Here is a 24,743-nt window from a genome sequence, read left to right as displayed (position 1 = left end):
TAAAGGAGGCATGCGTGCGCAGGATCGCCATGATCATCGACACCACGAGCCACGTGACCTCGCGGCTCGTGGCCAATCTCTGCGTCGGGCTGATCTTCGTGATGCTGGGCCTTCTCGTGACACAGGTTCTGATGCGTTATTTCCTCGGTGCGCCGCCAAGCTGGACCGAGGAACTGGCGATCATTCTCTTCGCCTGGCTGGTGCTGCTTTATGCCACCGTCGGATTGCGTGAGGGCTTTCACGTCGCCGTCGAGTCGATCCCCGCCCGGTTTGAGCGGTTGCACGGCTGGGCCGACCGGCTGGTGGCCGCTCTCGCGATCCTGTTCGGCTGGGTCACGCTCACCGCCGGGATCGCCTATGTCGGTCGCACGGCAGGGCAACTCACCGCCGCGCTGCAAATTCCCATCGAGGTGCTTTATCTCTGTGTGCCAGTTTGCGGCGCGCTTTTCATCCTGCATGGGCTGGCAAGGCTGCTCACACCTGCTGACCCCGAGACGGCCGCCACATGAACACCACGCTTCTTGTCCTGACACTTGGCCTGCCGCTGATGCTTGTGCTGCGCGTGCCGCTGGCCTTTGCCATCGGCCTGGCCACGATAGGCGCGCTCTGGAGCGCCGATATCGACATGATGATCTTTGCGCAGCGGATGGTTTCGGGCACGCAATCCTTCAGCCTGCTGGCGATCCCGTTCTTTATTCTCGCCGGTGACCTGATGACGGCGGGCGGTATCTCGCGTCGGCTGGTGGGGTTTGCCGATGTGCTGGTGCGACATCGCACCGGGGGGCTGGGCATGGTCGCGGTTCTGGCCGCCGCCTTCTTCGCGGCGCTCTCTGGATCCGCGCCCGCGACCACGGCGGCCATCGGAGCGATCATGATCCCGGAAATGGAAAAGCGCGGCTATTCGCGGCCCTTCGCCACCGCGCTTGCGGTCGCAGGCGGGATCATCGGGCCGATGCTGCCGCCGTCGATCCCGATGGTGGTCTGGGGAGTGATGTCCGAGACCTCGATCAGCCAGCTTTTCCTGGCGGGTATCGTGCCGGGCATCCTGCTGGCGCTCGGCCTCATGGCGCTCTGCTGGCATCACGCGCGCAAGCATGACATCGCGCCGCAGCCCAAGGCGACACGCGCCGAGGTCTGGGCTGCGTTCAACGCGGCGAAATGGGCGCTCTGCGGGCCGATCCTCGTGCTGGGTGGCATCTATGGCGGGATCGTAACGCCGACCGAGGCGGCCATCGTCGCGGCGGTCTTTGCGCTGGTGCTGGGCTTTGGTGTTTACCGGGAACTGACTCTGGACAATATCGTCCCGGTCACGCGCGGATCGCTCAAGACCATGACCATCGTCATGTTCATCATCGCGCTGGCCAATGGCTTTGGCTGGGTCATGGCCTTCGAGCGCATCCCCGGGCAGGTGACACAGGCGATGGAGGGCTTCGCCGATACGCCGGCGCTCTACCTGCTGCTGATGAACCTACTGTTGCTGGTAATCGGCTGCGTGATGGACAATCTCGCCGCCATGATCATCCTCGCCTCCTTCCTCATTCCCATCGGAGAGCAGCTCGGCATGGACCCGGTGCAGTTTGGGGCGATGGTGGCGATCAATTTTACCATCGGCATGGCGACGCCGCCCTTCGGCTATACGATCTTCGTGGGGGCGGCGATCAGCGGGCTGAAGATCGGCCAGATCGCGCGGCCGCTGATGCCGATGCTCGGCGTGATGATCGCGGTGCTGCTCCTGGTAGCCTTCGTGCCGCAGGTGACGCTTTCCTTTGTAAGCCTCATGCGGTGATGCCATGGTGAACCTGCGCAACTTCGATCTCAACCTGCTCGTCATCTTCCGCGCCATAATGGTGCGTGGCTCCATCGCCGGGGCGGCGGAGGAAATCGGGCTATCGCCCTCGGCGGTCAGTCATGCGCTGGCCCGCCTGCGCATCATGCTTAACGACGAGTTATTCTTTCGCACCGCCGACGGGGTGCGCCCCACCGATCGCGCACGCGAGTTGAGCGCCGATATCGAACGCGGATTGGGCTTCATCTCGACGGCAATTTCGCTGCAACACCAGTTCGTGCCTGCCGAGGCAAAGCGGGTTTTCACCATGCAGGTCGCCGATTACGTCTCCGGCTTTCTTTTGCCACGCTTGGCCGAGCGGTTGCAGGTCGAGGCGCCGGGCGTGTCCTTCGACATCCTGCCGTTTTCGATCTCGCCCGAGAGCGTTTGGGACAGGGTCGACATGCAGGTGCGCCTGACCCCGGGGCGGCTTCAGCCGGAGGTGGTGCGCTCGCAGCGTCTGCTGGCCGATGAGATCGTCGTGCTGATGCGCCGTGACCATCCGCGCGCGAATGACCCAATGACGGCGGAGCTTTATGCCGAACTCCCCCATGTGAAGCTGTCGCAATCGGCCACCGGCACGACTGTGATAGATGACGCCCTCGCCGCGCGCGGCCTGGAGCGGCACATGGCGATGACCGTGGCAAGCTGGTTCGAGATTCCTGATATCGTCGCCAAGTCCGACCTGATCGCCATCGCACCGCGACGGCTGTTCTCACTCGACCCGCGTTTGCGCAATCTCAAGGCGTCACCTCTGCCGCTGGAAGAAGTGGTGTTCTCGTTCGACCTCTGCTGGGATCTCAGGACCGAACGCGAGCCGGGACAGAAATGGCTGCGTAAGGTTGTGTCGGATGTCTTCAAGGAGATCCGCACGTGAAGCAGCCCGCCTCAACCTGCGGCCTATCCTGCAGCCGTAGCGCAATTCCAGCATTCGCTGGGTGAGTAGACGGCCCAGATCTAGGCAGGATCCTTGTCGAAATGCTGATCGCATCTGCTAGCTGGCCCATGCCCGCCGAGAGAAAATGCGGGCATGGGCTATATTACCGGCAGACTCTCGGCGTGACCGTCATTGTGATGGCGTTCAGCTCCGGTTCACAAGATAGCTCGAAAACAGGTTCCGGTAGTCGGGAATGTGATTCGCGAAAAGTTCGCCCAACCCGTCGATGTCGTTGCGCCAGTCGCGGTGCAGTTCACAGGAGGCCCCGAACCAGGTCATGAGCTGAGCGCCTGCCGCCGACATCCGGTCCCACGCGGCGTCTCGGGTCATCGGGTTGAAGGTGCCGGAGGCGTCAGTGATTACGAACACGTCGTAGCCTTCCTCGATCGCGGAAAGAACTGGGAAGGCCACACAGACTTCGGTAACGACCCTGGCGATGATCAATTGCTTCTTGCCCGTGGCCTTCACGGCGGCCACGAAATCCTCGTTGTCCCAAGCGTTGATCTGCCCCGGGCGCGCGAGAAAAGGGGCGTCGGGAAAGGTCTCTTTGAGCTCGGGCACGATGGGGCCATTCGGTCCGTCCTCGAAACTCGTCGTCAGAATGGTCGGCAGGCCGAAGTATTTGGCGGCATCGGCAAGGGCCAAGACGTTGTTCTTGAACTTGTCCGGGTCGATATCCCGCACCAGCGAGAGCAGTCCGGCCTGATGATCTACGAGCAGAACCGCCGCGTCTTCCTTGTTCAGGCGTGTATAGGTGAATGACATTCGCGTTTCCTTCTTGTCGTGAGACCGGCATCCCGGCCTCGCATGTTTGGGGTGCTGCGCAGTGCTCGGCCCCTGTGGGGCAGAATGAGACCAGCGCAACACCTCAAGCATACAGCTACCAGGGGGCGGGACGTCACCGGGCTCGGCGCGAACATCGGGTTCGCAATCCGAGAACGTGCCTGACGAGATTACGGGCCGAGACCGCTTCTATGTTCGCAACCAGGGTGGCGTGTCGCCGAGGCTCTCTACGAGGTGGTTTATGAAGAGCCTGAGTTTTTGCGGCATGGGTTTGATCGGCGGCCAGACGACATGGATTGGCAGACCGTGTGGGCGAAGGTCCGGCAGAACCTGAACCAACCGGCCCTCCTCGATATCCCTGTGAACGATAAACATTGGTAGAAGCGCTATGCCAAGTCCGGCACAGACCATGTCGCGCATCGCCTCGCCATTGTTGGTGACAAGATGCGAGGGTCGGGGAGGCCGAACATGCGGCTCGAAACGCCAGATGTCGCCGATCCGTCGGTTCAGATAACGGATCGTATCATGCTCCGAGAGCTGGGCCTGGTCAGTCAGCGGGCCATGACGCTCAATATAGTTGGGACTGGCGACGATGGCGCGCCGATCCTCGCAGAGCTTGCGCGAGAGGAGCGTGCTGTCGGACATCTCACCCAGACGGATACCGACGTCATGACCCTTGCGCGCCAGATCGACCATGGCGTCGTCATAGTCGAGGACGATCTCGAGTGCGGGATGTGCCCGGGCAAATGAGGCAATTATCGGGCCGAGATGATGGATGCCGAAGCTCATCGGTGCCGATATGCTTAACCGACCTCGCAATCCCTTGACGTCAGAGACCGCACTTTCCGTCGCGGTGACCAGTTGCGTAAGCGCCGGGCGCAGCCGCTCGGCGAGGGTCAGGGCCGGATCCGTCGGTGTGATGCGTCCTGCGTGGCGCGTGAAGAGGGCTGTTCCGAGGGCTGTCTCGAAGTCACTGATCCGCTTGCTGATCACGGATTTCGAGATATCCATGCGGATTGCAGCGCCCGAAATTGAGCCTGCATCGATAACAATGAGAAAGGTCTCGATTTCGTTGATCGTCCACCGCATTTTTTCTGATTACGGCATCGATCGATCATGCGCAATTTTCAAACGCTGTGTGCTGCAATGCGATGACACCGTCCTTTAGCGCCTTCCGACTTTGTCGAAAGAGCTATGGAAGCCGAAATTGCAGAAGTCTGTTCACGCTACCCTTTGCGAAACAATAGCTGCATACATTCAAGGCCGCACCTAACTTACGCGCGGCGTTCTGTATTCAACGCAGGTTAGATCTAGTTCTGGATAACTATTGCATCATCACGCAACGGCTTTGCGGGGCCGTTGTATCTCTCCGTCGAGTAGTGGATCGAACAGGCATAATACTTCTCGCCGTCGGGTCCTTCTGTAAGCACAGAAGTGCACACAGGACGCGTCACACGGTCGATCACCTTGTGCTCCCAGTCCGAGGATTCTTCACGGAACTCTTGCTCGGCCATGACGCATGCTTCGGTGTAATCGGCCGCTTCGCTTCCAGTGAAACGCAATCTGTAAATCGAGTTGCAGCGCTTCAATACGTATGCTTCCCAACGATTTTGCGATTGCCAATCGTTATCTCTTGGGTATGCCGAGATACACTTGGCAGCCACGTTTAGTAAGTTGAATTCGACTCCAGAGAACGGGCTGGTATCGCCTTGAGGTGGCCTACAACGGCCTGCAATCGTATCTGAGGGAGCTTTGTCCGGTTCGCCGACAGCACGTTGGACGGTTGATTCAGAACCTTGTTCAGATTCATTTGGCTCTGCAGCAGCGGCCTTCGAAACTAATCTATGCACGCTCGCGATTTCATCAGAAGAAACACCCTCTGCCTCGGCCATCGCGATATAAGCGCGAGCCTTTTCTACATCGCGTGGCAACCATTCTCCCTTGGCATAAAACTCTGCGAGGACTCGGGCGGCTTCACCATATCCCGCTTCAATGGACCGCTCCATCAAGGCCAAACCAGTAGGATGGTCCTTTGCGACTCCAAGATCGCCACGCAGCAAAGACACGCCATAGTTAGACATCGCGATGGGAAATCCCGCCAGTGCCGATTTTCGTTGAAGGACCGCTGTTTCCTCCTTGGTCATGGATTTGAACGCGTCACAATTAGAGCGCAACCAGACGGTTGCGTTCATCATGACAGGGTCACTCTCCGCAAGCCGACTGTGAACTTCCGAGATGGCATCCTCGTCGCCGTTGCATGCCTTATCCGTGATGGTGATCACTGTCTCGCGCTTCGATTGCCATGGCTCTGGAATCGGGTCGGCTTTTACCGGCAAGGCAACGACGGCTGCGACGAGAAAATGAACACAAAGAGAGGCGTTGTTTCGCGCGCGCATTATTGTCATCAGCGTATGGTCCCGAACTGGTGTTCCTTACGAGCATGGCTCGCACAATGCTTTCTGCGGATCAACCTCGCCTCGCTTGGGTGCAGGGGAACGCGTAAGTTCTTCTTGGCCTCTCACCTAGAGTCGGCTTGGGTCGTGCGATTGCACACCACTATCCACAACAAGCGCTTCTAACCAAGGCGAACGATTAGAACGTCACGGGTCCTCTCATCCTGCCACGCATCCCCAAGCAACTGCTTTCTATAACTAGAGTAAGCAGCGCGTGCTGCGTCACAAATGAGAGAAACACAAATGACCAATAAACCGCATCAGGACACACAGCTCGCGAAATACGTCGAACACCGCATTCTGGAGCTGAGGTCCAGAAAGACGCAGGTCGAAATCGCCGCAATGGCGGGCTTCGTTAATCCGAACATGATCACGATGATCAAGCAGGGAAACCGCAATATGGCACTCGAACACGCCTCTGTTGACGCAAATTCGCAAACTTAGGTCATGGTTTTCAACTTGATCGGCTCGTCGCTTCGGTGCACCTTGCCGAGAACCGCTGCAGCGCAGCTTCATCAGACCTGCCGTTTGTGCCAGTTGCGGCAATTTCGATGCGCAGATGGCGGAAGAACGAGAAAAGCAGTATCTTGAAATAATTCCAAGAATATCCACTCCCATGAATGGGCCGCGTCAAATACTCGTTGATGTGCAATCTCAGGCTGCACTCTAAATCGCCGAACTAGACGACTACTTGGCTGCGCATTAAGTTGCAGAGAACGATAAGGACCGGCCCGCGCGCTCGCGGACACCTCCTCTGACATGACACCTCGAAATGGAGGCCTCCAAAATGTCCGGACCATTGCAGGGCTTTCGGGTGATCGACCTGACCACGGTAATTTCGGGGCCGCTGGCCACCATGACACTGGCTGATCAGGGTGCGGACGTGATCAAGATCGAACACCCTGAGGGGGGCGACCTCAGCCGTCGGGTCACGGGGCGGCGTGGCGGATTTTCGGCCTCATTTCTCAACAACAATCGCGGCAAGAAATCGGTCACGCTGAATCTGAAGGATGCGCGCGGTGTCGAGGCGGCGCTGCGGCTTTGCGAGACCGCGGATGTTGTCGTGCAGAATTTCCGCCCCGGCGTGATCGACAGGCTCGGTCTGGGCGAGGACGCGGTGCGCGCGGTCAGGTCCGATATCATCTATACCTCGATCGCAGGCTTCGGGTTCGAAGGAGACTGGGCGCGCAAGCCGGTTTATGATCCGCTGATCCAGGCGCTGTCTGGGTTGGCCAGTGTGCAGGGCGGGGCTGATACGGCGCGGCCCCGGCTCGTGCGCACGATCCTGCCTGACAAGCTCACTGCGATCCAGACGTCTCAGGCGATCACTGCAGCGCTGCTGTCGCGTGCCCGGACAGGTGAGGGGTGCCATGTGCGGGTCTCGATGCTGGACACGGTGCTGGCATTTCTGTGGAGCTCGGACATGGCGGGCTATACCTTTGTTGGCGACGAAGCTGAGCCCGACAAGGGAGCCGAGGCGCAGAGCTTTGTAGAGTTGATCTACCAGACCACCGACGGCTGGATGGCGGTTTCGGCCCATACCGACAGCACATGGGCGGGACTTTCCGCCGCCGTGAACCGGCCCGACTGGCTGGAGGACCCACGCTTTGCCACTGTGGCTGCGCGCGAGGAAAACAAACCCGCCCGTCTGGACCTGACGCAGCAAGAGTTGCTGAAGGACACGACCGAAAACTGGATGCGCCGCCTGAGTGCGCATGATGTGCCCTGCGCGCCGGTCCTGACCCGCGATCAGGTCTACATGCATCCGCAGGTCGAGGCCAATGACACAATGATCGAACTGGACCATCCGGAGGCCGGGCGCATTCGCCAGACCCGAACGCCCGCCCGGTTCTCCAACACGCCAACCGGGTCGCCGACTCCCGCGCCCCGTCTGGGTGCAGACACGCGCGATGTGTTGGCACAGGCGGGCTATGACGCAAATGCCGTCGCCGCTCTGATTGCCGACGGCATTGCAACGGACGTGCAGGACATGCCCGAATGATAGATCTCCACTACGCCCCCACACCCAATGGCTGGAAGGCCGCCATCATGCTTGAGGAAACTGGGCTGGCCTACCGGCCCATCCTGATGCGCCTGAGCGAGGGGGATCAGTTCACGCCGGAATTTCTGTCAATCAGCCCGAACGCCAAGATACCGGCCATCGTCGATCACACGCCAGATACGGTTTGGGGAGACGGGCCAGTGACGGTGTTCGAGTCCGGCGCGCTGCTTTTATACCTTGCCGACAAGACCGGGCAGTTCGCGCCACCCAAAAGCGACCTGCGCGCACGCAAGGAATTGATGGAGTGGCTCTTTTGGCAGGTGGGCAATCAGGGGCCTATGGCCGGGCAACTCAGTCATTTCCGCAACTATGCGCCGGAGGTCGACCGCGATTACGGATTCAAGCGGTATCTCGGCGAATACGACCGAAACCTTGGCGTTCTTGAAAGCCGCCTTGACGGGCGTGACTATATTCTGGGTGACTTCTCTATCGCGGACATCCTGGCCTTCCCTTGGGCGTTCATCGCCAAACCATTGGATGCCTCTCTCGAGGCGTTCCCCCGCGTGGCCGATTGGCGTGCACGGATTAAGGAACGTCCTGCGGTGCAGCGCGCGATTGACTTGCACAAATCTGAGCAAAACAGGGGGCAGCACCGGGCCGATAATAACACCATTCTGTTTAACCAGTCTGCGGCGTCTCTGAGGCCAAAGACCAGAGATGACGACGCATAGTAATAGGCAGATATCCAAGGACCTGTGCCAGATATTTTCGCCAACCTGCGCCCCTTATGAACAGGCCAGCCTCTTAGAAATCAGCGCGCGGACGGCGCATGATCGCCGTTTATATTATTTGCCGCCGCTGCAGCGCGGCTTCACCAGATCCGGCGTTCGCACCTCGCGCAGCATTTCGGGAACACGGATGGCGGCAGAGCGGGGCAAAGTGAACTTTTCCTTCAATGATGGAACCTGCTGCTTTCGGTCCAATATCAGGGTCTTCCAAAGCAAACACAATCCAAGAGTATGCCAATGCTTGCTCGGTTGCCGCGCCTCTTGGACACAAAAATTGCACGATGTCATAAACTGAGACGTATGCGTAGCTGCGGCATTGCATTGGCAGCATTTAGGTGCCTTAGGCTCGAAGAACGTAGGCCGTCCACAGCAGCGAGGAGTATCCAGATGACAAGAATGCTCGCCTCCGTCTGGGCGCTGCTCTTGGGCATAGTGCTCATCATGCTTGGCAACGGCATGCATTTCACCCTGATGGGCCTGCGCGGTGGTATTGAGGAGTTTTCCGCCGCCGAGCTGTCAATCGTGACCTCGGGCTACTTCTTAGGTTTCCTTACCGGTGCCCGTTTCACCCCCGTGCTTATCCAGAGGGTGGGGCATGTGCGGGTCTTTGCAGCGCTGGGCAGCTTCATGTCCGCAGCCCTCATTGCCTTCACACTCTGGGCAGAGCCGTGGTCATGGACGGTGCTGCGCATCATTATCGGTTTTTGTATGTCGGGTATCTATGTCGTGGCTGAAAGCTGGCTCAATAATGCAACGACGAACGAGAACCGTGGCAAGATGCTCTCCGTCTACATGATCGCTCAGACGCTGGGCATCATCGGCGCACAGGGGTTGCTCACGCTGGGTGACGCGGCCAACGCAGCGCTTTTCATTGGGGCCTCGATCCTCGTTTCGATTTCTTTTGCACCGATTCTACTTTCGGTTCAGCCCGCGCCCCCTGTTCAACTGGCCAAGCCCGGCAATCTCAGGAACCTTTTCACTGCCTCGCCGCTGGGCACCATAGGCATCTTTCTGTTGGGTAGCATCTATGCCAGTCAGTCGGGCATGGGTGCAGTCTTCGGCACCGAGATCGGCCTGAGCGCAAACCAGATTGCGCTCTTCGTGGCAATGCTCTTCGGCGGCGCGTTGCTGCTGCAGGTGCCCATTGGCTGGCTGTCTGACCGGCTCGATAGACGCAAGGTGATCTGCGGCGCGGCTTTTCTCGGCGCGGTGTCCTGCGGGCTCGGCTGGCTGGCGCAGAGCCCGCCCGACTGGCTCTTTCCCGATCCGCTGATACCGCTGATGGGGGCGGCCTTTTTCGCGGGCGGCACAACGACACCGCTCTACGCGCTGCTGCTGGCTTATACCAACGACAACGTTCCCGCGGAAGAAATGCCGGCGATCTCGGGTGGCCTCGTCTTTACCTTCGGACTGGGGGCCATCATTGGCCCGCTCGGCATGGGCTTTGCCATGGACGCACTCGGTCCTTTCGCGTTCTGGATCGTGCTCGGCGGCACCTTCGCAATCATCGCGCTTTATGCATTCTATCGTATGAGCCAGCGACAGGCGGTCCCTGCTTCGGAGACCGATGCCTATGTGAATCTCGTGCCAACGGCCTCTGCCGTTGCGGTGGAGGACGCAGCCAACTGGGCAGCCGAAAATGCAGAGGCCGAAGAGGCGGTGGGGTAGAACATGCCGCGTTTCTGCCGAATCAACGTTGCGGCAGTCTGCTCAGGCGGCATCAATGCGCAGAACTCGGACATAGACCCACCAGACTTCGCGGCGGCAAAAATGGACTCGGGGATCGCCAGCTCTTCAAGTTGGTTCAGTTGGGGCGCGGTGTGTGCAGTGCATGCTCGGGCGTCCAACCCACCATCTGGGAAGCATCCTCTATGCCGAGCGAACGCTCCGGCGTGATGTCCAACTATACTGTCATCGACACCGTCTGCTTCATCAGGGTTGCCTGTCCGAAGGCCGTGAGCAACGCGACACCCGCGGCGTCGGGCCCAACGCCGATCCGGGCAATCGTGTCGGCAGGCGCCATGCCGGTGGCATCGACGAGATGCCATGTCCCGTCGAGATAGACTTCGGCCACCGCATGAAAGTCTGGCGGCGTGACCCCAGGGGCGTAAACGCTCGCAAATCTGGCAGGGATGGTGGATGCGCGCGCCAGGGCGATCATGACATGGGCAAAGTCGCGGCATACGCCCTGGCGCTGAACAAAGGTATCGAGGGCCGTTGTCTGAGCGTTGCTTGAACCGGGCACGTAGCTGAAGGCTTTATTGATCCAATCTCGTATTGCGGCGATCCGAGCTCCGCCTTGGCGGTCTCCGAACTCTGCTGCAACGAAGAACTGAAACTCGTCTGACGGGCAATATCTGGACGGCATAAGGTAGCGAACGGTGTCACCCGGTAGAAGGTGCGGGGGCACGGCGTGCAGAGCGGAGATATCAAGCACCGGTCGATCGACGATGACACGCGCCGTGTAGTCACAACGAAACTCGCCATTGGTCCGGATCCATATGCGCTCGCCAAGCCCTTCGTCGGCAGTGACCCGGGCAATGTGATCCACATCGGAGGTGTCCAGCGACGACGATTGCAGCTTCTGATCGGCCAAGTCGGCAATTTCGATCTGCAAGAGCAAGTCCGTGGGACCGGAGAGTTGGTATTTCAGGTGAACGTTGACATCGAGTTCCATCGTTAGCCTCTACAAGAAAAGGATGCATGTGTCAGCGCTCAGGAATTCCGCGCACTCCGCTGCTTGCCTCAATAAAGAGCCAGTGATCCGGCGGAATGTAGGTGAAGAGGCCATAAGAGATTATCTGCAGGCCCAGGAGTCCCAGTCCAGCGCGTATGAAAGCGTGATGCTGAAATACGCCGCCCGTCAGCAAGACAGCTGACAAAGCCTGTCCGATCATGATGGCAATAACGAATGTGCCGATGTCCAGCGCGAGGATGTTGTGGCCCAGTATCGTTACATAGGTTGTAAAGACCGCGACGATCAGAACCGCCGTGACAAACAATCCAGGCCCCTTGGCCGCCAGCATTTCACGTCGGCGCAACCCGGCCGGTAGTGGTGCAACGCCGGCCCAGAACAGCCCCGGCCAGAAGGCGAGCTTCAGATGCTCCCAGATCGACTCATTGACCGCAGCGATCAGTGCAAGAGGCGGCCATCCCGACGCAAGCTCGAACAGGAAATGCATCGCCGAACCGACCGCTACCATGAAGGCCGCGCCACCGAGCTCGAAAATGAGAATGCTGCGGGTCCGGCTGCTCATGTCCTGGCTTCTAGTGCAAATCCAGCAAATTGTGGAACCAAACATCGAAGCGACCGGAAAACTCCGCAGTATGATGCTTTCGTTTTTCTCATCCCGCCACGCTTTCCCAATCTCACGCTCGCTATAGCGAAGACATGCAGCGCGTGCTGCGTCACAGAAGAGAGAACACAATGAACCAGAAGAAACCTTTCGAAGACACCCGGCTGGCGCAGTATGTCGAACGCCGTATCCTCGAGCTGAAGCCGCGCAAGACGCAGGGCGAGATCGCCGCGCAGACGGGCTTCATCAATCCGAACGTGATCACGATGATCAAGCAGGGAAAGAGCAAGGCGGCGCTCGACCGCATCCCGGCTCTGGCGCGTGCCCTGGAATGTGACCCGGCCTTCCTGATGCGCCTCGCCCTGGAGCAGGCGGTCGGACAGACTGCGGCGGCGGCCGTCATCGAGATCTTCGGCACGCCGGTGACCGAGAACGAGAGGGGCTGGATCGACGCAATCCGCACGGTCTCCGACAATAGCGATCCGCGCCTGACCAGCCGGTCGCAGGCGGCGATCAATGCTATCTTCGGGAGGTAGAGGCGATGAAGCATATGGAGGAACTCAGCGAGAACGAGCGTGCCTGGTTGGAATTCCTGCGGATGATCAGCCTCGACTGCGATCCGGCACCCACACTGCGGCGCGTGCAGCTGTTGCGGCGCGTATGCAAGCCCAGGAGGGCGTAAGAACGAGCAGTGCGAGACCTGAGGCGAGGAATGGATGGGCTGCCGCTCCTCGCCGATAGGGAAGTCTGGTTTTGCTGCGCGCGTGTTCTGGTTGATGTGAGGCACAGATTCCTGATGCACGGTCCCGGCAGTCCAGAACCGACATTGTGAACCTCACATTTGCACTTCTGGCGTCCAACCAGCCGCATATAGGTCGACGAGGGGCTGAGGAGTGAGGACACGGACGTCGTCCGAGTGTGTTGCTTCTGCGTGTTCATAACCGGAGAAACTCCATCTCAAGAAAGAGCCTTTCCACCGGAGTATCGGGGCCTCATCAAGGATGAAGATGGTGCCATCCGGAAGCTCGGTCGGCTTTGATTGAAACGTGATCTTTTCTCCATTTCGAGAAATCCGGGCGGCATGCAGCATCTTATCAATCGACTGCGGCACAGAGCGCCTACCTTCCGGTCGACCGTGGACCTTGCACCAGGCCTCGACGAATGACCGATAGCGATCGCGCCTGCATGTGGCACATGGTCGGTGCCCGGCAGCGAGCGCTGTCACCTCGTCGAGAAAGAACAGCTGGGTATAGCGTCCGGGTGCCATCAAGACCTGTTTGCGATCCTTGTAATGCAGCGCGCATGTGACCCAATTCTGATGCGCGTGGGTCTTGAGGATCCTGCCGTCGGCATCATGAATGATGCCGCGGTTACCCATGAGCGTTCCTCTGGCTGAGACTGTGTGAAGTTCGCCAGTAGGGGCGACACGGTTCTGGAGTGGCATGGTTCCTCCTCTATCTCGGACGAGAATTCAGCTGGTCTAAACAGCGCGCGTCTATTCGTCACTTTCCTGAATGTCTAGAATTGCGGATCGAACCGCTGGACGCAGAACATTCACAAAATCATTTGTCCGTGTGGCCAGCCACGCGATCGCAACGTCCCGCACCGCATCGTCGGACAGATTGCCGACATGCCTTTTGTCTGCAAAGGTTTGAATTCCATTCCGATCCGTCTCGAACGCCGTGCCGCCAAGATCGTTGAGTATCTCCTGCCCGGTTTGTTCCACTATTTTCTCGGTTGCACGTTGCCCGAGCGTATCGCGCGTGAACGACAGGAATACACCCACATCACCCTTGGCCATCTCCCGGTAAACCGTGATCCAGGACGTTCCGCCGGGGGCTGGAAGGGTGAATGTGATGAAGCCCTGCCTCGGCGCGCGCGGCACAGGTTGTTCCGGATCATCAAGCTCCAGCCTCTTTAGAAAAGCCCGCCAGAAAGACTGTCTGTCATCACCCATGGCCTGTGTTTCGGCATCAATGCCGCCGCCGTCGCTCGAGCCGTCCGCCTTTAGCCCATATCCATCCGGCAGCTTGACGACCTCCCTTACATTGATCGCAGTTCGCGCGATGATGCGTGGGGTCGCAAGCCGGGCACCATTCGGCAATTCGAAAACCGGCATTTCCACCAACCCGAACGAGAAATGAAGTGCACCCTGCTCGCCCAGATGTTCGAAAATGGCTTCGACCCCCTCCCTGATCCCGTCGCCGAGGATCAACAGCAAGCAGCGACCGCTCTGGAGACTGGTCGTCAACGTGTCATTGAACTCCGCTTCATCGATTTCAGGTGCATGCGCGCGCACCCTTTCAATGACCGAAGGGACACCCCGACGCGCAGCCTCCCGTTCAATGTCAGCAGATGTCCAGCGTGCAAGTTCCTTGGCATAATCCAGCACCTGTCCGACGACTTCACGTCGTGCCTGTGGATTGCGCCAGAGCTTGCACTCCACGAGAATTGGCAGTCCTGACGGCGTAACCAGAAAGTTGTCGATTGGACCGGCTGGCGTGTTCAGTTCGCGACAAATCGAAACCGGGTCCGAAAACGAGGGATCGATTTCTTCGATGGGTAAGGCTTCCGGGTGCTTGTGCACGAGATCCTGAAGATCAGCTTCGGGCAAGGATAATGGATTAGCAAGTTGTCCATACATTGATCCGGTTTCATTGAGGTAGATCGGTCGGCAATGCTGACGCGCCAATTGGTTCCTCCTTCACTCTGTGTTTGGCATACCTATCGCGCGAAGAAGATGCGGATGCAAAGAGATGCTTCCCGAGGGCACGGCGAGGAATGGCTACGCTTCCGCCCCTCGCCGGATCCCGGCCAAAAGGTTTACATGAGGGTTTCCTGACTGAAAAAGTGGGAAACCTTTTACCCCCTGAAACCAGCCAAAATGCCCCAGAATTCGCCCAAAAGGTTTACATCAAGTTTACCCTAAGTTGACAAATTTGACCCCGAAAACAAAAAATTCGGGCTCTATGCAAACCTTCCGGACCCGGCGGGCCCATGAAACAAGAAGCGCGCGCTGCAAGGGAAATCCGCAGGCTCGCAGAGCCACTCGCTGGGTGGGTTTTTTTCGGCCGCAGCATCAACATCGTCAGAATGTGCGGATCGCACCCACGGAGCGCCCCAGAGCGCCTGGTGCACAACCTGCAACGTGTCACTGCATGGCGCGCGTTCTGCGAAGCGACGGCGACGACGCTGTGAGATGCGTCTCTTGCCGGGCCGCTGGATGGCCGAGAGAGGCGCATGGTGTCGAGAATGGCTTGGACCGGGATCATTTGTGGGAGTGTGGCGAGGCAGGCGCGCGCCATGTTTCTTGCTTATTTCTGTGCACATTCCTCCCATCGGACAGCACAGGGATAGTCGCCCTTCATTTGGGCGTGGTCTCCATCGCGGAGATCACAGACGACTGGACAAGGCAGGGTGTAGTCGCCCTTCATTTAGGCGTGGTCTCCATCATGCGCGCCCTCCTCGCCGCCAAGGAAGCCGGTGTAGTCGCCCTTTATTTGGGCGTGGTCTCCATCGCGCGATGCAGAGGTAAGGCGGAAGGCGCGGTGTAGTCGCCCTTTATTTGGGCGTGGTCTCCATCAGCCAGATCAATGACTGACCACATCCCCCTGGTGTAGTCGCCCTTCATTTGGGCGTGGTCTCCATCTTTGAAGGAGCCGCCCCATGACGACCGAAGGTGTAGTCGCCCTTCATTTGGGCGTGGTCTCCATCTCGATCCGCACAAGTCTCTGGAAAAGTGTAAGAACTCACTGATGCTGCAATCGTAATACCGCGCTCAGGCATCACCAACTGCCGCGAGCCATCCGATTCCTCAAGGTTTTCGTCCTTTCCTCCATGTCTGCCAACATCTCTATCCCATAAGGGTCAACCATTGGAGTATCACGCTGAGATGCTATTGCACATGCTCCATTCAGGCAAGACGCCTTGCAACAGCACTGCAAAGCCGGTCCTACTGGTGCGTAGATCATAAGCTTACAAGATAGTGGGGTTTGACCATGCGAGTCGTTCGTCCTTACGGAGAAAGCCAAACATACCACAGAGGAGAGCAGGGACAGACCCGTGTTCTAATCGACAACACCGCTGCGCGAGCGCGCCATGATATACCGGTATTCGCACAGAAGCATGATGCGTTGGTGATTGCACAGTGGATCTCGGTTTTGGACCGTATCGTCTCGAAACCGCAAAGCGCGCAAGGTGCGACTAAGGATCAGCGCGACTTTCGCGAACGACTAGGCCGCGCCTGCTGGGACCAGATCTGTGCCTCCGAAAGGATCAGCGCTTCGGCGCAGAGCGATCCGCTGGTTTTTGCATACTGGCGCTTCAAGATACACCCCTACGGAAACGCCGAATACAGACCTAGGAAGGGCAGGCACGGAAAACAGATTCCCGAGCCGAACCCGCGAGGTCGTTGGTATCGCCGTTTTGCTGGTGACACGAATCCCGCCGAGGCGAACGTGGTCGCCATAGCGGCTCTAATGGACCACCATCTGCATGTTGGCGAACTTCGGATTGACCCAAGTCGTCCCGAGAAGTGCAAGGGCTTGATCGAGGGGCGCGCCGAAAGCATAGCGGGCAATGTTCAGAGGGCCGAGACTCTTAAAAGTCCAGTGTCGTTTTCGCGTGAGGCGGTGACACGATATTTCATGCGACAGGATGTAGCTGCCGAGATATTTGCTGCTTCGCAAAGCCGGGATAATGCGCGGAAAGGCCCATTGCGCCGCGCGGTTGCTGCAAGCATTCTGCACGGACACTGGAAGCGTATCTTCCACGCACCAGGCTCCCGTAATCCCTACAGCATCCAGGAGGCCCAAGAGAAAGAGCCCGAACTCCTCGCGCTCCACATGGCGGTAAAAGACGCTTATGCAAATCTCCTGAAGCACAAAGCTCGACCTAAGGCCCCGAAGACGGGTTTTGAAGCGCCTCGACATGCGCAAGTGACGACAGGTCTGCCCAGGAATGCTAGTGAATTGCTGCGCCTGGTGCAGCACCGCAGCCGTAACCGCGAAATGTCTGCCCTTATACGGCGGGGCAAGTTGGTCCATTACACCGCGTTTGACATTGCGACCAAGGTGCCGGATGGACCCGTTGCGGATCGGTTGGCCGACGCCGTCGCCAATTGGCCCGAGAACCTGTCCGATAGCCGATATCTCACGAGCGACGGCCAGTCTGCAATCAAGCGATCTGAGGCGTTCGTCCGTGTCTGGCGCCATACGATCGCCATGGCCTCAATAACATTGAGGGACTGGGCATCGATGGAGAAAGACCTTGGCGATGTGCTGGCCAACCGGAACAAGCCGAATGAGGCGATCGGCAGAGCCAACTTTAATTCCGACAAACACGACGCCAAAGTTCGCCTTCTGTTCGGTTCACGCGCCGCGCTCTTTTCCTATGATGACGAAGGCCGCAAGGCGTTGCTCGCCTCGTTGCTCCGTGTAGGACTCGCGCTTCGGAACAACAGCTTCCACTTCACAGGTCGCGGTGGATTCCTTGCTGCGCTCAAGGGGCTGAGCAAGGAAGAGATAATGGAGCCGTCCATAATGGCGGCAGCAAAGGCCCTTTGGCGTGAGGACGTTATAGCCCGAGAAAGACGGCTTCGGGAGGATTTGACCGGCGCACACGCTGCTCATTATTTTGATGAGGGTCAGAACGCTGTAATCCTCGACCTGCTCTACGCGACGTCGTCTGTGAACCCTTTGCCGCTCCCTCGATTCCGTCGGCTGCTCGAGCGCGCAGAAAACACGTGGAAGGGCGAGGAGGCTCTCGTTTTGCCACCCAGGACGAACCGTGTGCAGTTGGAAGATCCGGCACGGCGATGCCGTTACACGATCCTAAAAGCCCTCTATGAACGGCCGTTTCGCTCCTGGCTAGCCGCGCGCACGACCGATGAGGTCAATGCATGGATTGAACGGGCAATCAAAAGATCCACGAGCGCCGCGAAGACGATGAACGCGAAAAAAGGAGAAGATAACAAGAAAGCCGTCATTGTCGCCAAGGCCGAGCATCTGCCGCGGCTGTCCGGGGATGGACGGATCGAGGATTTCTTCTCTGACCTCTCCTCTGCAACAGCAAGTGAGATGCGAGTCCAGCGCGGTTATGGCCATGACGGTGAGGCCGCGAAGGAACAGGCCAGCTATATCGATGATCTTCTGTGCGACGTAATAGCGCTTGCCTTCGATGCTTGGCTGAATAGTCCTCAAGCCAACGGGCGGCCCCTTACGTTCATATGCGGACTGGAACCGGGAACGCCATTGCCTGTGGCACCTAAATGCGCACTGACCGAGATCGGGACCGTGCCGGTGCCGGAAAAGCCGGAAGACTGGCAAGCGGCTCTCTACCTGTTCCTGCATCTCGTTCCCGTGGGAGAGGCCAACCGGATCGTGCATCAGCTCGCTAAATGGTCGGTCACCTCGCGACTGGCCGACGACCTATTACAGACCACAAACCCTGACGCTCCGTCAAAAGTGAGAAAGAATACCGGAGAAGAAGATCTGAAGCAGCTGGTGCGTGCGCTTACTCTGCATCTCGACATGCACGACGCTAAGTTTAACGGCGGCGATACCCTGACGGGTTGCAGACCCTTCGCCAAGCTTTTCTCTAGTCGAGCTGGGTTTGAGCGTATCTTTCCGACCGTGGCAGACGAACGGCTAGACCGCCGGGTGCCCAAGCGCGGCCTGCGCGAGATCATGCGCTTTGGACATAGTCGCCTGGTCTCATCAATCGCAGACGATTCTAGAATTACGGACGAGGAAGTGAGCACCTTCCTGCGCCTGGAGTTCGAGGAGGGACCGGACAGTGTTGCTGCTTTACAGGCCAGAAAGGAGAAGGCGCACGAGAACTGGGTGCAGGCTAAGGAGAAGAGAGAGGCCATCGATGCCAAGGACATTGAAGACTATGTCACGGCGCTCTGTGGCATTGCTCATCACCGGCGACTGGCGTCCCACGTCACGCTGACCGACCAGGTTCAACTCCATAGGCTCATGGTGACCGTCCTCGGCCGACTGGTCGATTTTGCTGGAATGTTCGAGCGTGACCTGTATTTCGCGATTCTGGGTCTGCTGCATGACAAAGGTGCGCGACCCGAAGATGTCTTCAAAAGGTCCGCCGAGAACGAAGAAGGCGGGTTAGCACTCCTCGCGAATGGCCAGGTCCTCGCAGCGCTGCGGGAGGACAAGATGCAAATGAACGAGCTTGGAAAAGAACTACGCGAAAAACTTGAAGGGCTGTTCGGAAAGGACTGTTCTGGTGTCAGGTTGCTCCTGGCAGATCAAAAGGGCGAGACTTGTCTTCGCGATATCCGGAACAGGCTTTCTCATTTCAACATTCTGCACGACATCTCTAGTGCTCCAGACCTAACCGACCTCGTCAACCAAACCCGCCAGCTGATGTCCTACGATCGCAAGTTGAAGAACGCCGTGTCGAAATCGATTAAGGAATTATTGGGGCGTGAGGGCCTAAATCTGTCTTGGAGCGTATCCCGCCACCATCAACTCGAAAACGCCCGGGTTGGAGCCAAGTCCGCTGTGCACCTTGGCGGTCAAAAGCTCACCGCGCGCGACCAGGACTGTGGCCCGATCCTCCTTCGAGAAAATCTGCATAGCCGTGCATACGTCGCGGCTGTCGCACGCCTTTTTAATGGTGTCTTCGCCGAAGAAAGTGATGTCGTAGACTTGGATTTATCAGCCATAGACTGGGCGGCGAGCCCCCCCGAGCGAAAGGAGAAGCACAAACACAGACCAGCTGGACCTCGAAAATCTCGACCTCCGCGCCGCGCCCGCAAATAGTAGTGTGGCAAGGGCAATTCTGGCACCGCTGTTCCTATTGAACCCGTCGTTCAGTTCAAGTCGAGTATCAAACTTCTGTTATGGGTCCTGCTCTTGGTGGTCAGTTTGGGTTTTCTTACGATGTTGCTGTTTTTAGTCTGATTGAACGATGGGTGATTGTGTGGCCTCTCGCAGGTTTAGACATTGCTTCGCACCGCCCTTGTCCTAGAGCCTCCAATATCATCGACGATCAGATCTAGAAGCCTTATTGCCTAGGAATGGCTCGACATCCGGGTATAGACCACAGCCGGAATGCATGGGATTGGACGAAGTCCTAGATTTTTTCGTCGATCATGAAGGGGATGCGTTTTGGCGCCGGCACTACCCCAGGGCCTATCCTCCCATAGCAGAGGACGACCAGGTCGATCTCGCGTGGGCCGCTGTCGGCCTGCCAGATCTCGCGCAGATCGGCCTTTACCGTCGGTTGCATGGACTTCGGGAACTTGTTCAGGACGTTGGCGGTATTGTGGACCCAACACCGCTGATGCCGCGTCCCTGGGAAGACCTCGTCGAGCGCCTTCCAGAACCCCATCGCCCCGTCCCCGACGGCGATCTCCGGCGGAACCGCGAGGCCGCGGACCTTGATGTCGATGAGTAGCTCGCGCCAGCTCTGCGCGCTCTCACGCACACCGACCTGGAAGCCGACGACCTCCCTCTTTCCTTCAAGCGTGCCCCCGAGAATGACTAAGATACACTCGGCCTGCGGCTCCATCCAGGCCTGGAGGTAGACACCGTCCGCCCAGATGTAGACGTTGCGCCGCGCCGACAGATCACGGTGCTGCCAACGGTCATATTCCTGCTGCCATTCCCCGGTCAGGCGCGAGATCACGCCCGGCGACAGGTTCGGCGCATCCGCCCCCAGGATCGCAGAGAGCGCCTCCCGGAAGTCGCCGATGGAAATGCCGCGCAGGCACCCGCCACGATTCGCCGCCTTCTCAAACCACGTCACCCAGTTTCCCGCATAGCTCGAGATGAGATCGTGCGGCTGCAGCATACCAGATGCCATTTCGCTGAAAACACCTCTTACACAATCTCTTCATTAAAACTTCACCTTATTTCTCAGCGTTTCATGAGAGATGTGGCGTAGGAAACTATCAACTTGGAGCTACCATGAAAAACTTGTTCTATACGGTCCTTTTCGGGGTTCTGTCGGCGGGCCTGTCCTCTAATGGTGCAGAAGCCGCCACTTTCGCCGGGTCTGAGACGTTGAATGCGACGAACGACCTCACTTTGATCAACGATACGGATAACGGTATCCAGCTTCAGTTCCTGGATCTGGCCCCGACAGTCAATCTCAGCTCTTCCGCTGCCGTCAGTGCGTTTGACGGTTTTGGTCTTGCAACTCTCGGTCAGGTGAACGACCTGTTTTCCGCCTTTGGGATCGACGCATTTCCAAGCCCCACAGTCGGAAACCTGACGAGCTTCACCGTGACCCCTGGCACCGCAGATATCGCAGGTCTCCAAGCCGCGATCGGTCAGACATCAAGCAGCACCGGAACAAGCATTGGTCGCTTCAGCTTTGGCAGCAATGTCGGTGAATTGTGCATCAACACGGTTGCAAACTGCTCGCTTCGGACGGGTTGGGTCTTTGGCACTGAGCGTGCGCCTAGCTCTGGTATCGGCAATTTTCTGGTGCGTGAAGTCGCTCTTGCGCCGATTCCGCTTCCGGCCTCGGCGCTGCTGTTAATCGGCGCCTTGGGTGGGCTTGCTGCCATGCGCCGCCGTCGCGCGGACGCCTGAACGACATCCTCTCAGGCTGCACTTCTTTATTCACAACAATTCGGATCCATCGACATATATATGTCGGTGGATCTTTCCTTATCGGTTTTGGGTGCCTTTTTTGTAAGCGTCCGGCGTCACTGCTCTGCCGCGCATAGAGGGTGATCGATAGTGTCCACCACGAGATAGTGGACACTATGGGGGCGTGATGGCGCGTCGGACGAAGCGGCTTTGGACGGACGAGGAGAAGCGTTCGATCTGTTTGCAGACGACGGCACCGGGCGTGTCGGTTGCGCGTGTAGCACAGCGTTACGCGATGAACGCCAACCTGATCTCCAGGTGGCTGCGCGACCCGCGCTATGCGCCAGAGCTCTTGGCGGAGCCAGATGCGGCCTGTTTCCTTCTCGTCGAGATCGTTGATCGCCCCATGCACGACGATAGCAGCGCCGCCACAGAGGCCCTCCCCACGACAGGCGCGATAGAGATCGACACCGCCTGTGGTCATAAGCTGCGGATCAGCGGGGCCTACGATCCCGAGGCGCTGGTCCGGCTGATCCGGGGTCTATCCGGATGATCCCGGTTCCGACGAACACGAAGGTCTGGCTGGCGGCAGGCGTGACGGACATGCGGCGCGGGTTCACCACGCTCGCGGCCCAGGCGGAGACGGTGCTGAAGCAGGACCCGTTCGCCGGGCACATGTTCGTCTTCCGCGGTCGGCGCGGTGATCTGATCAAGATCATCTGGTGGGATGGCCAGGGTGCATGCCTGTTCAGCAAGCGTTTGGAGAAGGGCCGGTTCGTGTGTGGCGCTAAGTAGGGGTCTCCGGTATCAGTCGCTCCCGTCGCACACAACCAATTGCTCAAGATGCAGGGCCGAGCAGCCGCGACACCTGTAATTAGCTCCTAACTGTGATTTTTGACGCCGATTTCTTGGACATTCGCGCTGTTGGCGCTTAGGATCCACGTCATGGTGATCGCTTGAACCACCAGTAAACGCTTACTTATGCGTGATCCCACTGGTTTCTGGCTGAGGTGCTCAATACGTCGGCCTAATAACTGGGTTCACCTCTTAATACCCTATATTCTTCCCCACACATACACCATCCCCTCATACACACTTCACAAACCATCCTCCTCGTCACACCGACATCATACCAGACTCTGAAACGAGAAGCCGCACGAAAACGCGGCGGCGCGCCTCACATCATCATCCTCACACCCGTCAGGCTCGGCGAGCGCGGCCGCGACCTACCTGGTGGTGAATCTGCTCCAGCGTCGCTGCAACCCGTCCAGTTCGCCGCCGATGATAGCATTCATCTCTTTCCAGTCTGAGAGGCCCATCTCTTCGTCGTTCGTCTTGCGCGGCAGTTTCTTGCCTGCCTTCTTCAAGGTCTGTCTTCTCTCCTCGGCCAGGGCACGCAGCCGAAGGTTTACGCCGTAGACACCGCGGTTCTTCATCTGAGCCTGTGTGTCGTCGAAAATATGCTGCACCGGCTCAATTGTTGGCAGTCTGCAGCGCAGGAAACCCCTGGTGATCTTCCGGAACGAGATGCTGCTCAGATCTTCGATCGTGTGCAGACCATGTTTCGCCAGCGTCTCGGTTCCGGAGATTGTAACTTCCATCCGGGCGCGGCGTTTATCTTCTGGCAAAGAGATGAAGGTCTTCTTACCCAGATTTCTCCGGTCTGCGATCTTGTGCTGAACACTGACCATGTGCGGCGAGAACTTTCCGCCCTTCGCTATCGTAGCATTCAGCCACAATTTGCTCCCCGGATTCTTTGTCAAGATACGGGTTCTGATCTCCGGATCGGAAATAATCGCGTCGCTCTCATTCCTGTAGATGCCACCGGACGATTTCATGTGCAGGAAGAGGAAACCGGTCTTGGGCACGATCTCGCCGTATGCAATTTCTTTCTCGGATAGCTGACGCGCATCTGCACATCGCGGCGTCGTAGAACCTGGCTCCAGAATACGACTTGGTCTGCTCCAGTGATGGCGCTGCAGCAACCCCACCATCTTCTCGCGGCGCAGAACGGCCTCTTCCGGCGCGCGTGGTTTCCTCGGATAGAAATCGACCGAGATCTCGATCAGATGCAGGAGCGCCGGCTCGATGAGGCCCGGTCCGTCCTGGATGGCTTCCAGAATGGTGGCGAGCACATCCGGCGTTGGCTCCTGGATCATGATGGCGAAGTGATAACCGGTGCGTTTGCTGAGATCCGGGACCGGCAAAGGTGCCCCCCAACCATTTTCATTTTTGATCTTGGTCAGATCCCGGACAAAGGTCGACCTGCCTGCCATTTTTTCGATATGCGTCTTCAGCTTTTTGTCGTCGATCTTGGCGGTCGTGCTGATCAGGATCGCGAGCCTGTCGATCAGCGCATGGACCCTGTAGTCGCGCCGAATGTCCACGTCCGGCACGAGGGTGATCTTTCCCTCGCGGTCCGCGCGCGCTTTCCCGGATGATGATGTCGGGGCGGTCGCCACCGGCAAATATCGGAGCCGTGGGTTCAACGTGGTGCCCGATGGCAAGCGCCGGTGCTCCTCGGCGTGCATATCAGATTGATATTCGAGCGCGATCTCAAACGGAACGAGGTTCGCGGGACGTGGCGCATCCGGCTCGACAAAGATGTCTGGGCGAACAGTCAGTGACGCTGGTAGCAAACCATTGATCGCATCCAGGGCGCGCTCGATCTCCGGCGATTTCTTGATCTTCTTGCCGCCGTGGAGAGCAGAACCGGATTTCAGATGCGATATGTAATCTGATAGGAAGAGCCTCGCGGAGCGAAGCGGCGCATCGAAATTCGACGCCTTGATCTCTTCGTCGAAAAGACGCTTCCACTGATTGGTCAGGGCATGTTTCGTAATCGACCGCTTCCGGCTTTCTCGTCCATGCGCTGGCAGTGCGTGCCGTTTCTTGAGGGCTGCCGTTTGGATCTCTGACAGGATTGCAGCGACGCATTTCAGGATCTTCTTCGGATTGACCTGCCACGGGATTTTTCCTCCATTTGGAATTAGAGTCCGACCCAACGAAGGGACGGACAATGAAGCGAACGAGATACAGCGAAGAACAGATCATCGGCATCCTGACCGAGCATGAGGCCGGCGCGAAGTGCGCTGA

20 protein-coding genes, 2 pseudogenes and 1 CRISPR repeat array are annotated in these 24,743 nt (G+C 58.3%); of the genes and pseudogenes, 12 read left to right on the top strand and 10 right to left on the bottom strand.

Translation table 11 applies throughout. From position 1 onward, the window contains the following. Nucleotides 1-14 precede the first annotated feature (14 nt). The 3 genes from RID11_RS10765 to RID11_RS10755 are packed head-to-tail and all read left to right on the top strand — an operon-like array spanning nt 15 to nt 2,702. Nucleotides 15-509: a TRAP transporter small permease gene (locus RID11_RS10765; RefSeq protein WP_350138793.1), complete on the top strand. Its 495-nt coding sequence runs from the start codon at nt 15-17 to the stop codon at nt 507-509. Then, a complete protein-coding gene (locus RID11_RS10760; protein ID WP_350138790.1) occupies nt 506-1,786 on the top strand; it encodes a TRAP transporter large permease in 1,281 nt (426 codons plus the stop codon). Before RID11_RS10765 ends, RID11_RS10760 begins: the two co-directional genes overlap by 4 nt. A 4-nt stretch (nt 1,787-1,790) precedes the next feature. Continuing rightward, entirely contained in the window at nt 1,791-2,702 is a 912-nt protein-coding gene (locus tag RID11_RS10755; RefSeq protein ID WP_350138787.1) for a LysR family transcriptional regulator, read from the top strand. A gap of 204 nt (nt 2,703-2,906) precedes the next feature. Here the strand turns inward: RID11_RS10755 and ycaC are convergent, their stop codons facing one another. From ycaC to RID11_RS10735, 4 genes are all read right to left on the bottom strand, one after another. After that, nucleotides 2,907-3,527, bottom strand: coding sequence for an isochorismate family cysteine hydrolase YcaC (ycaC, locus tag RID11_RS10750; RefSeq protein WP_350138785.1), 621 nt, complete (start codon nt 3,525-3,527; stop codon nt 2,907-2,909). A 207-nt stretch (nt 3,528-3,734) separates the two neighbouring features. Then, nucleotides 3,735-4,634 carry a LysR family transcriptional regulator gene (locus RID11_RS10745; RefSeq protein ID WP_350138783.1) on the bottom strand — a complete coding sequence of 300 codons (900 nt, stop codon included), beginning with the start codon at nt 4,632-4,634 and terminating at the stop codon, nt 3,735-3,737. 221 nt (nt 4,635-4,855) lie between these two features. Further along, the gene (locus RID11_RS10740) at nt 4,856-5,950 is read right to left on the bottom strand and encodes a tetratricopeptide repeat protein (RefSeq protein ID WP_350138780.1); all 1,095 of its coding nucleotides are present in this window, start codon (nt 5,948-5,950) and stop codon (nt 4,856-4,858) included. 270 nt (nt 5,951-6,220) lie between these two features. Further along, nucleotides 6,221-6,616 (bottom strand): hypothetical protein, encoded by a 396-nt coding sequence (locus tag RID11_RS10735; RefSeq protein ID WP_350138778.1) that lies wholly within the window; start codon nt 6,614-6,616, stop codon nt 6,221-6,223. A 169-nt stretch (nt 6,617-6,785) separates the two neighbouring features. Between RID11_RS10735 and RID11_RS10730 the strand changes: the two genes are divergently transcribed. From RID11_RS10730 to RID11_RS10720, 3 genes are all read left to right on the top strand, one after another. After that, nucleotides 6,786-8,000 carry a CaiB/BaiF CoA transferase family protein gene (locus RID11_RS10730; protein ID WP_350138775.1) on the top strand — a complete coding sequence of 405 codons (1,215 nt, stop codon included), beginning with the start codon at nt 6,786-6,788 and terminating at the stop codon, nt 7,998-8,000. Further along, nucleotides 7,997-8,731: a glutathione S-transferase family protein gene (locus RID11_RS10725; protein ID WP_350138773.1), complete on the top strand. Its 735-nt coding sequence runs from the start codon at nt 7,997-7,999 to the stop codon at nt 8,729-8,731. The genes RID11_RS10730 and RID11_RS10725 overlap by 4 nt, the downstream gene beginning before the upstream one ends. A 444-nt stretch (nt 8,732-9,175) precedes the next feature. Continuing rightward, entirely contained in the window at nt 9,176-10,456 is a 1,281-nt protein-coding gene (locus RID11_RS10720; RefSeq protein WP_350138769.1) for an MFS transporter, read from the top strand. A gap of 235 nt (nt 10,457-10,691) precedes the next feature. Here RID11_RS10720 and RID11_RS10715 read toward each other — a convergent pair whose 3' ends face one another. Together RID11_RS10715 and RID11_RS10710 are read right to left on the bottom strand one after the other, a co-directional pair. After that, nucleotides 10,692-11,465: a transglutaminase-like domain-containing protein gene (locus tag RID11_RS10715; RefSeq protein WP_350138766.1), complete on the bottom strand. Its 774-nt coding sequence runs from the start codon at nt 11,463-11,465 to the stop codon at nt 10,692-10,694. Nucleotides 11,466-11,496: 31 nt separating this feature from the next. Further along, nucleotides 11,497-12,045: a DUF6512 family protein gene (locus tag RID11_RS10710; protein ID WP_350138764.1), complete on the bottom strand. Its 549-nt coding sequence runs from the start codon at nt 12,043-12,045 to the stop codon at nt 11,497-11,499. Nucleotides 12,046-12,215: 170 nt separating this feature from the next. Here RID11_RS10710 and RID11_RS10705 point away from each other — a divergent pair, with 170 nt between their 5' ends. Both RID11_RS10705 and RID11_RS10700 read left to right on the top strand, forming a co-directional pair. After that, nucleotides 12,216-12,620 (top strand): helix-turn-helix domain-containing protein, encoded by a 405-nt coding sequence (locus RID11_RS10705; RefSeq protein WP_350138761.1) that lies wholly within the window; start codon nt 12,216-12,218, stop codon nt 12,618-12,620. A gap of 5 nt (nt 12,621-12,625) precedes the next feature. Beyond that, on the top strand, nt 12,626-12,766 hold the full coding sequence (locus RID11_RS10700) for a hypothetical protein (protein WP_350138758.1): 141 nt from the start codon (nt 12,626-12,628) through the stop codon (nt 12,764-12,766). Between the two features lie 153 nt (nt 12,767-12,919). On the opposite strand, the gene RID11_RS10695 is transcribed toward RID11_RS10700, so the two are convergent. Beyond that, entirely contained in the window at nt 12,920-13,528 is a 609-nt protein-coding gene (locus tag RID11_RS10695; protein WP_350138756.1) for a hypothetical protein, read from the bottom strand. Nucleotides 13,529-13,579: 51 nt separating this feature from the next. Then, nucleotides 13,580-14,776: a hypothetical protein gene (locus RID11_RS10690; RefSeq protein WP_350138754.1), complete on the bottom strand. Its 1,197-nt coding sequence runs from the start codon at nt 14,774-14,776 to the stop codon at nt 13,580-13,582. 658 nt (nt 14,777-15,434) lie between these two features. Further along, nucleotides 15,435-15,799: direct repeats of the CRISPR family, unit length 37 nt; unit sequence GGTGTAGTCGCCCTTCATTTGGGCGTGGTCTCCATCT. A 283-nt stretch (nt 15,800-16,082) separates the two neighbouring features. Here RID11_RS10690 and cas13a point away from each other — a divergent pair. Further along, nucleotides 16,083-19,868, top strand: a complete 3,786-nt coding sequence (gene cas13a / locus RID11_RS10685; protein ID WP_350138752.1) for a type VI-A CRISPR-associated RNA-guided ribonuclease Cas13a — start codon at nt 16,083-16,085, stop codon at nt 19,866-19,868. Nucleotides 19,869-20,292: 424 nt separating this feature from the next. On the opposite strand, the pseudogene RID11_RS10680 reads toward cas13a, so the two are convergent. Further along, a pseudogene (locus RID11_RS10680) lies at nt 20,293-20,817 on the bottom strand (IS256 family transposase); the annotation flags it as partial. A 200-nt stretch (nt 20,818-21,017) separates the two neighbouring features. Between RID11_RS10680 and RID11_RS10675 the strand changes: the two are divergent. The 3 genes and pseudogenes from RID11_RS10675 to tnpB all read left to right on the top strand — a co-directional run. Further along, the gene (locus RID11_RS10675) at nt 21,018-21,647 is read left to right on the top strand and encodes a VPLPA-CTERM sorting domain-containing protein (RefSeq protein ID WP_350138749.1); all 630 of its coding nucleotides are present in this window, start codon (nt 21,018-21,020) and stop codon (nt 21,645-21,647) included. A gap of 187 nt (nt 21,648-21,834) precedes the next feature. Further along, nucleotides 21,835-22,200, top strand: coding sequence for an IS66-like element accessory protein TnpA (gene tnpA / locus RID11_RS10670; RefSeq protein ID WP_350138747.1), 366 nt, complete (start codon nt 21,835-21,837; stop codon nt 22,198-22,200). Next, nucleotides 22,197-22,427, top strand: a pseudogene (gene tnpB, locus RID11_RS10665) (IS66 family insertion sequence element accessory protein TnpB); the annotation flags it as partial. The gene tnpA and the pseudogene tnpB, both read left to right, overlap by 4 nt. A gap of 446 nt (nt 22,428-22,873) precedes the next feature. Here the strand turns inward: tnpB and RID11_RS10660 are convergent. Next, nucleotides 22,874-24,652, bottom strand: a complete 1,779-nt coding sequence (locus RID11_RS10660; RefSeq protein WP_350138745.1) for a hypothetical protein — start codon at nt 24,650-24,652, stop codon at nt 22,874-22,876. Between the last annotated feature and the right edge of the window lie 91 nt (nt 24,653-24,743).

Source organism: Roseovarius sp., from assembly GCF_040219995.1.
In the GTDB taxonomy this organism is placed as follows: Bacteria; Pseudomonadota; Alphaproteobacteria; order Rhodobacterales; family Rhodobacteraceae; genus Roseovarius.
This window is presented reverse-complemented; position numbering and strand designations above follow the sequence as displayed.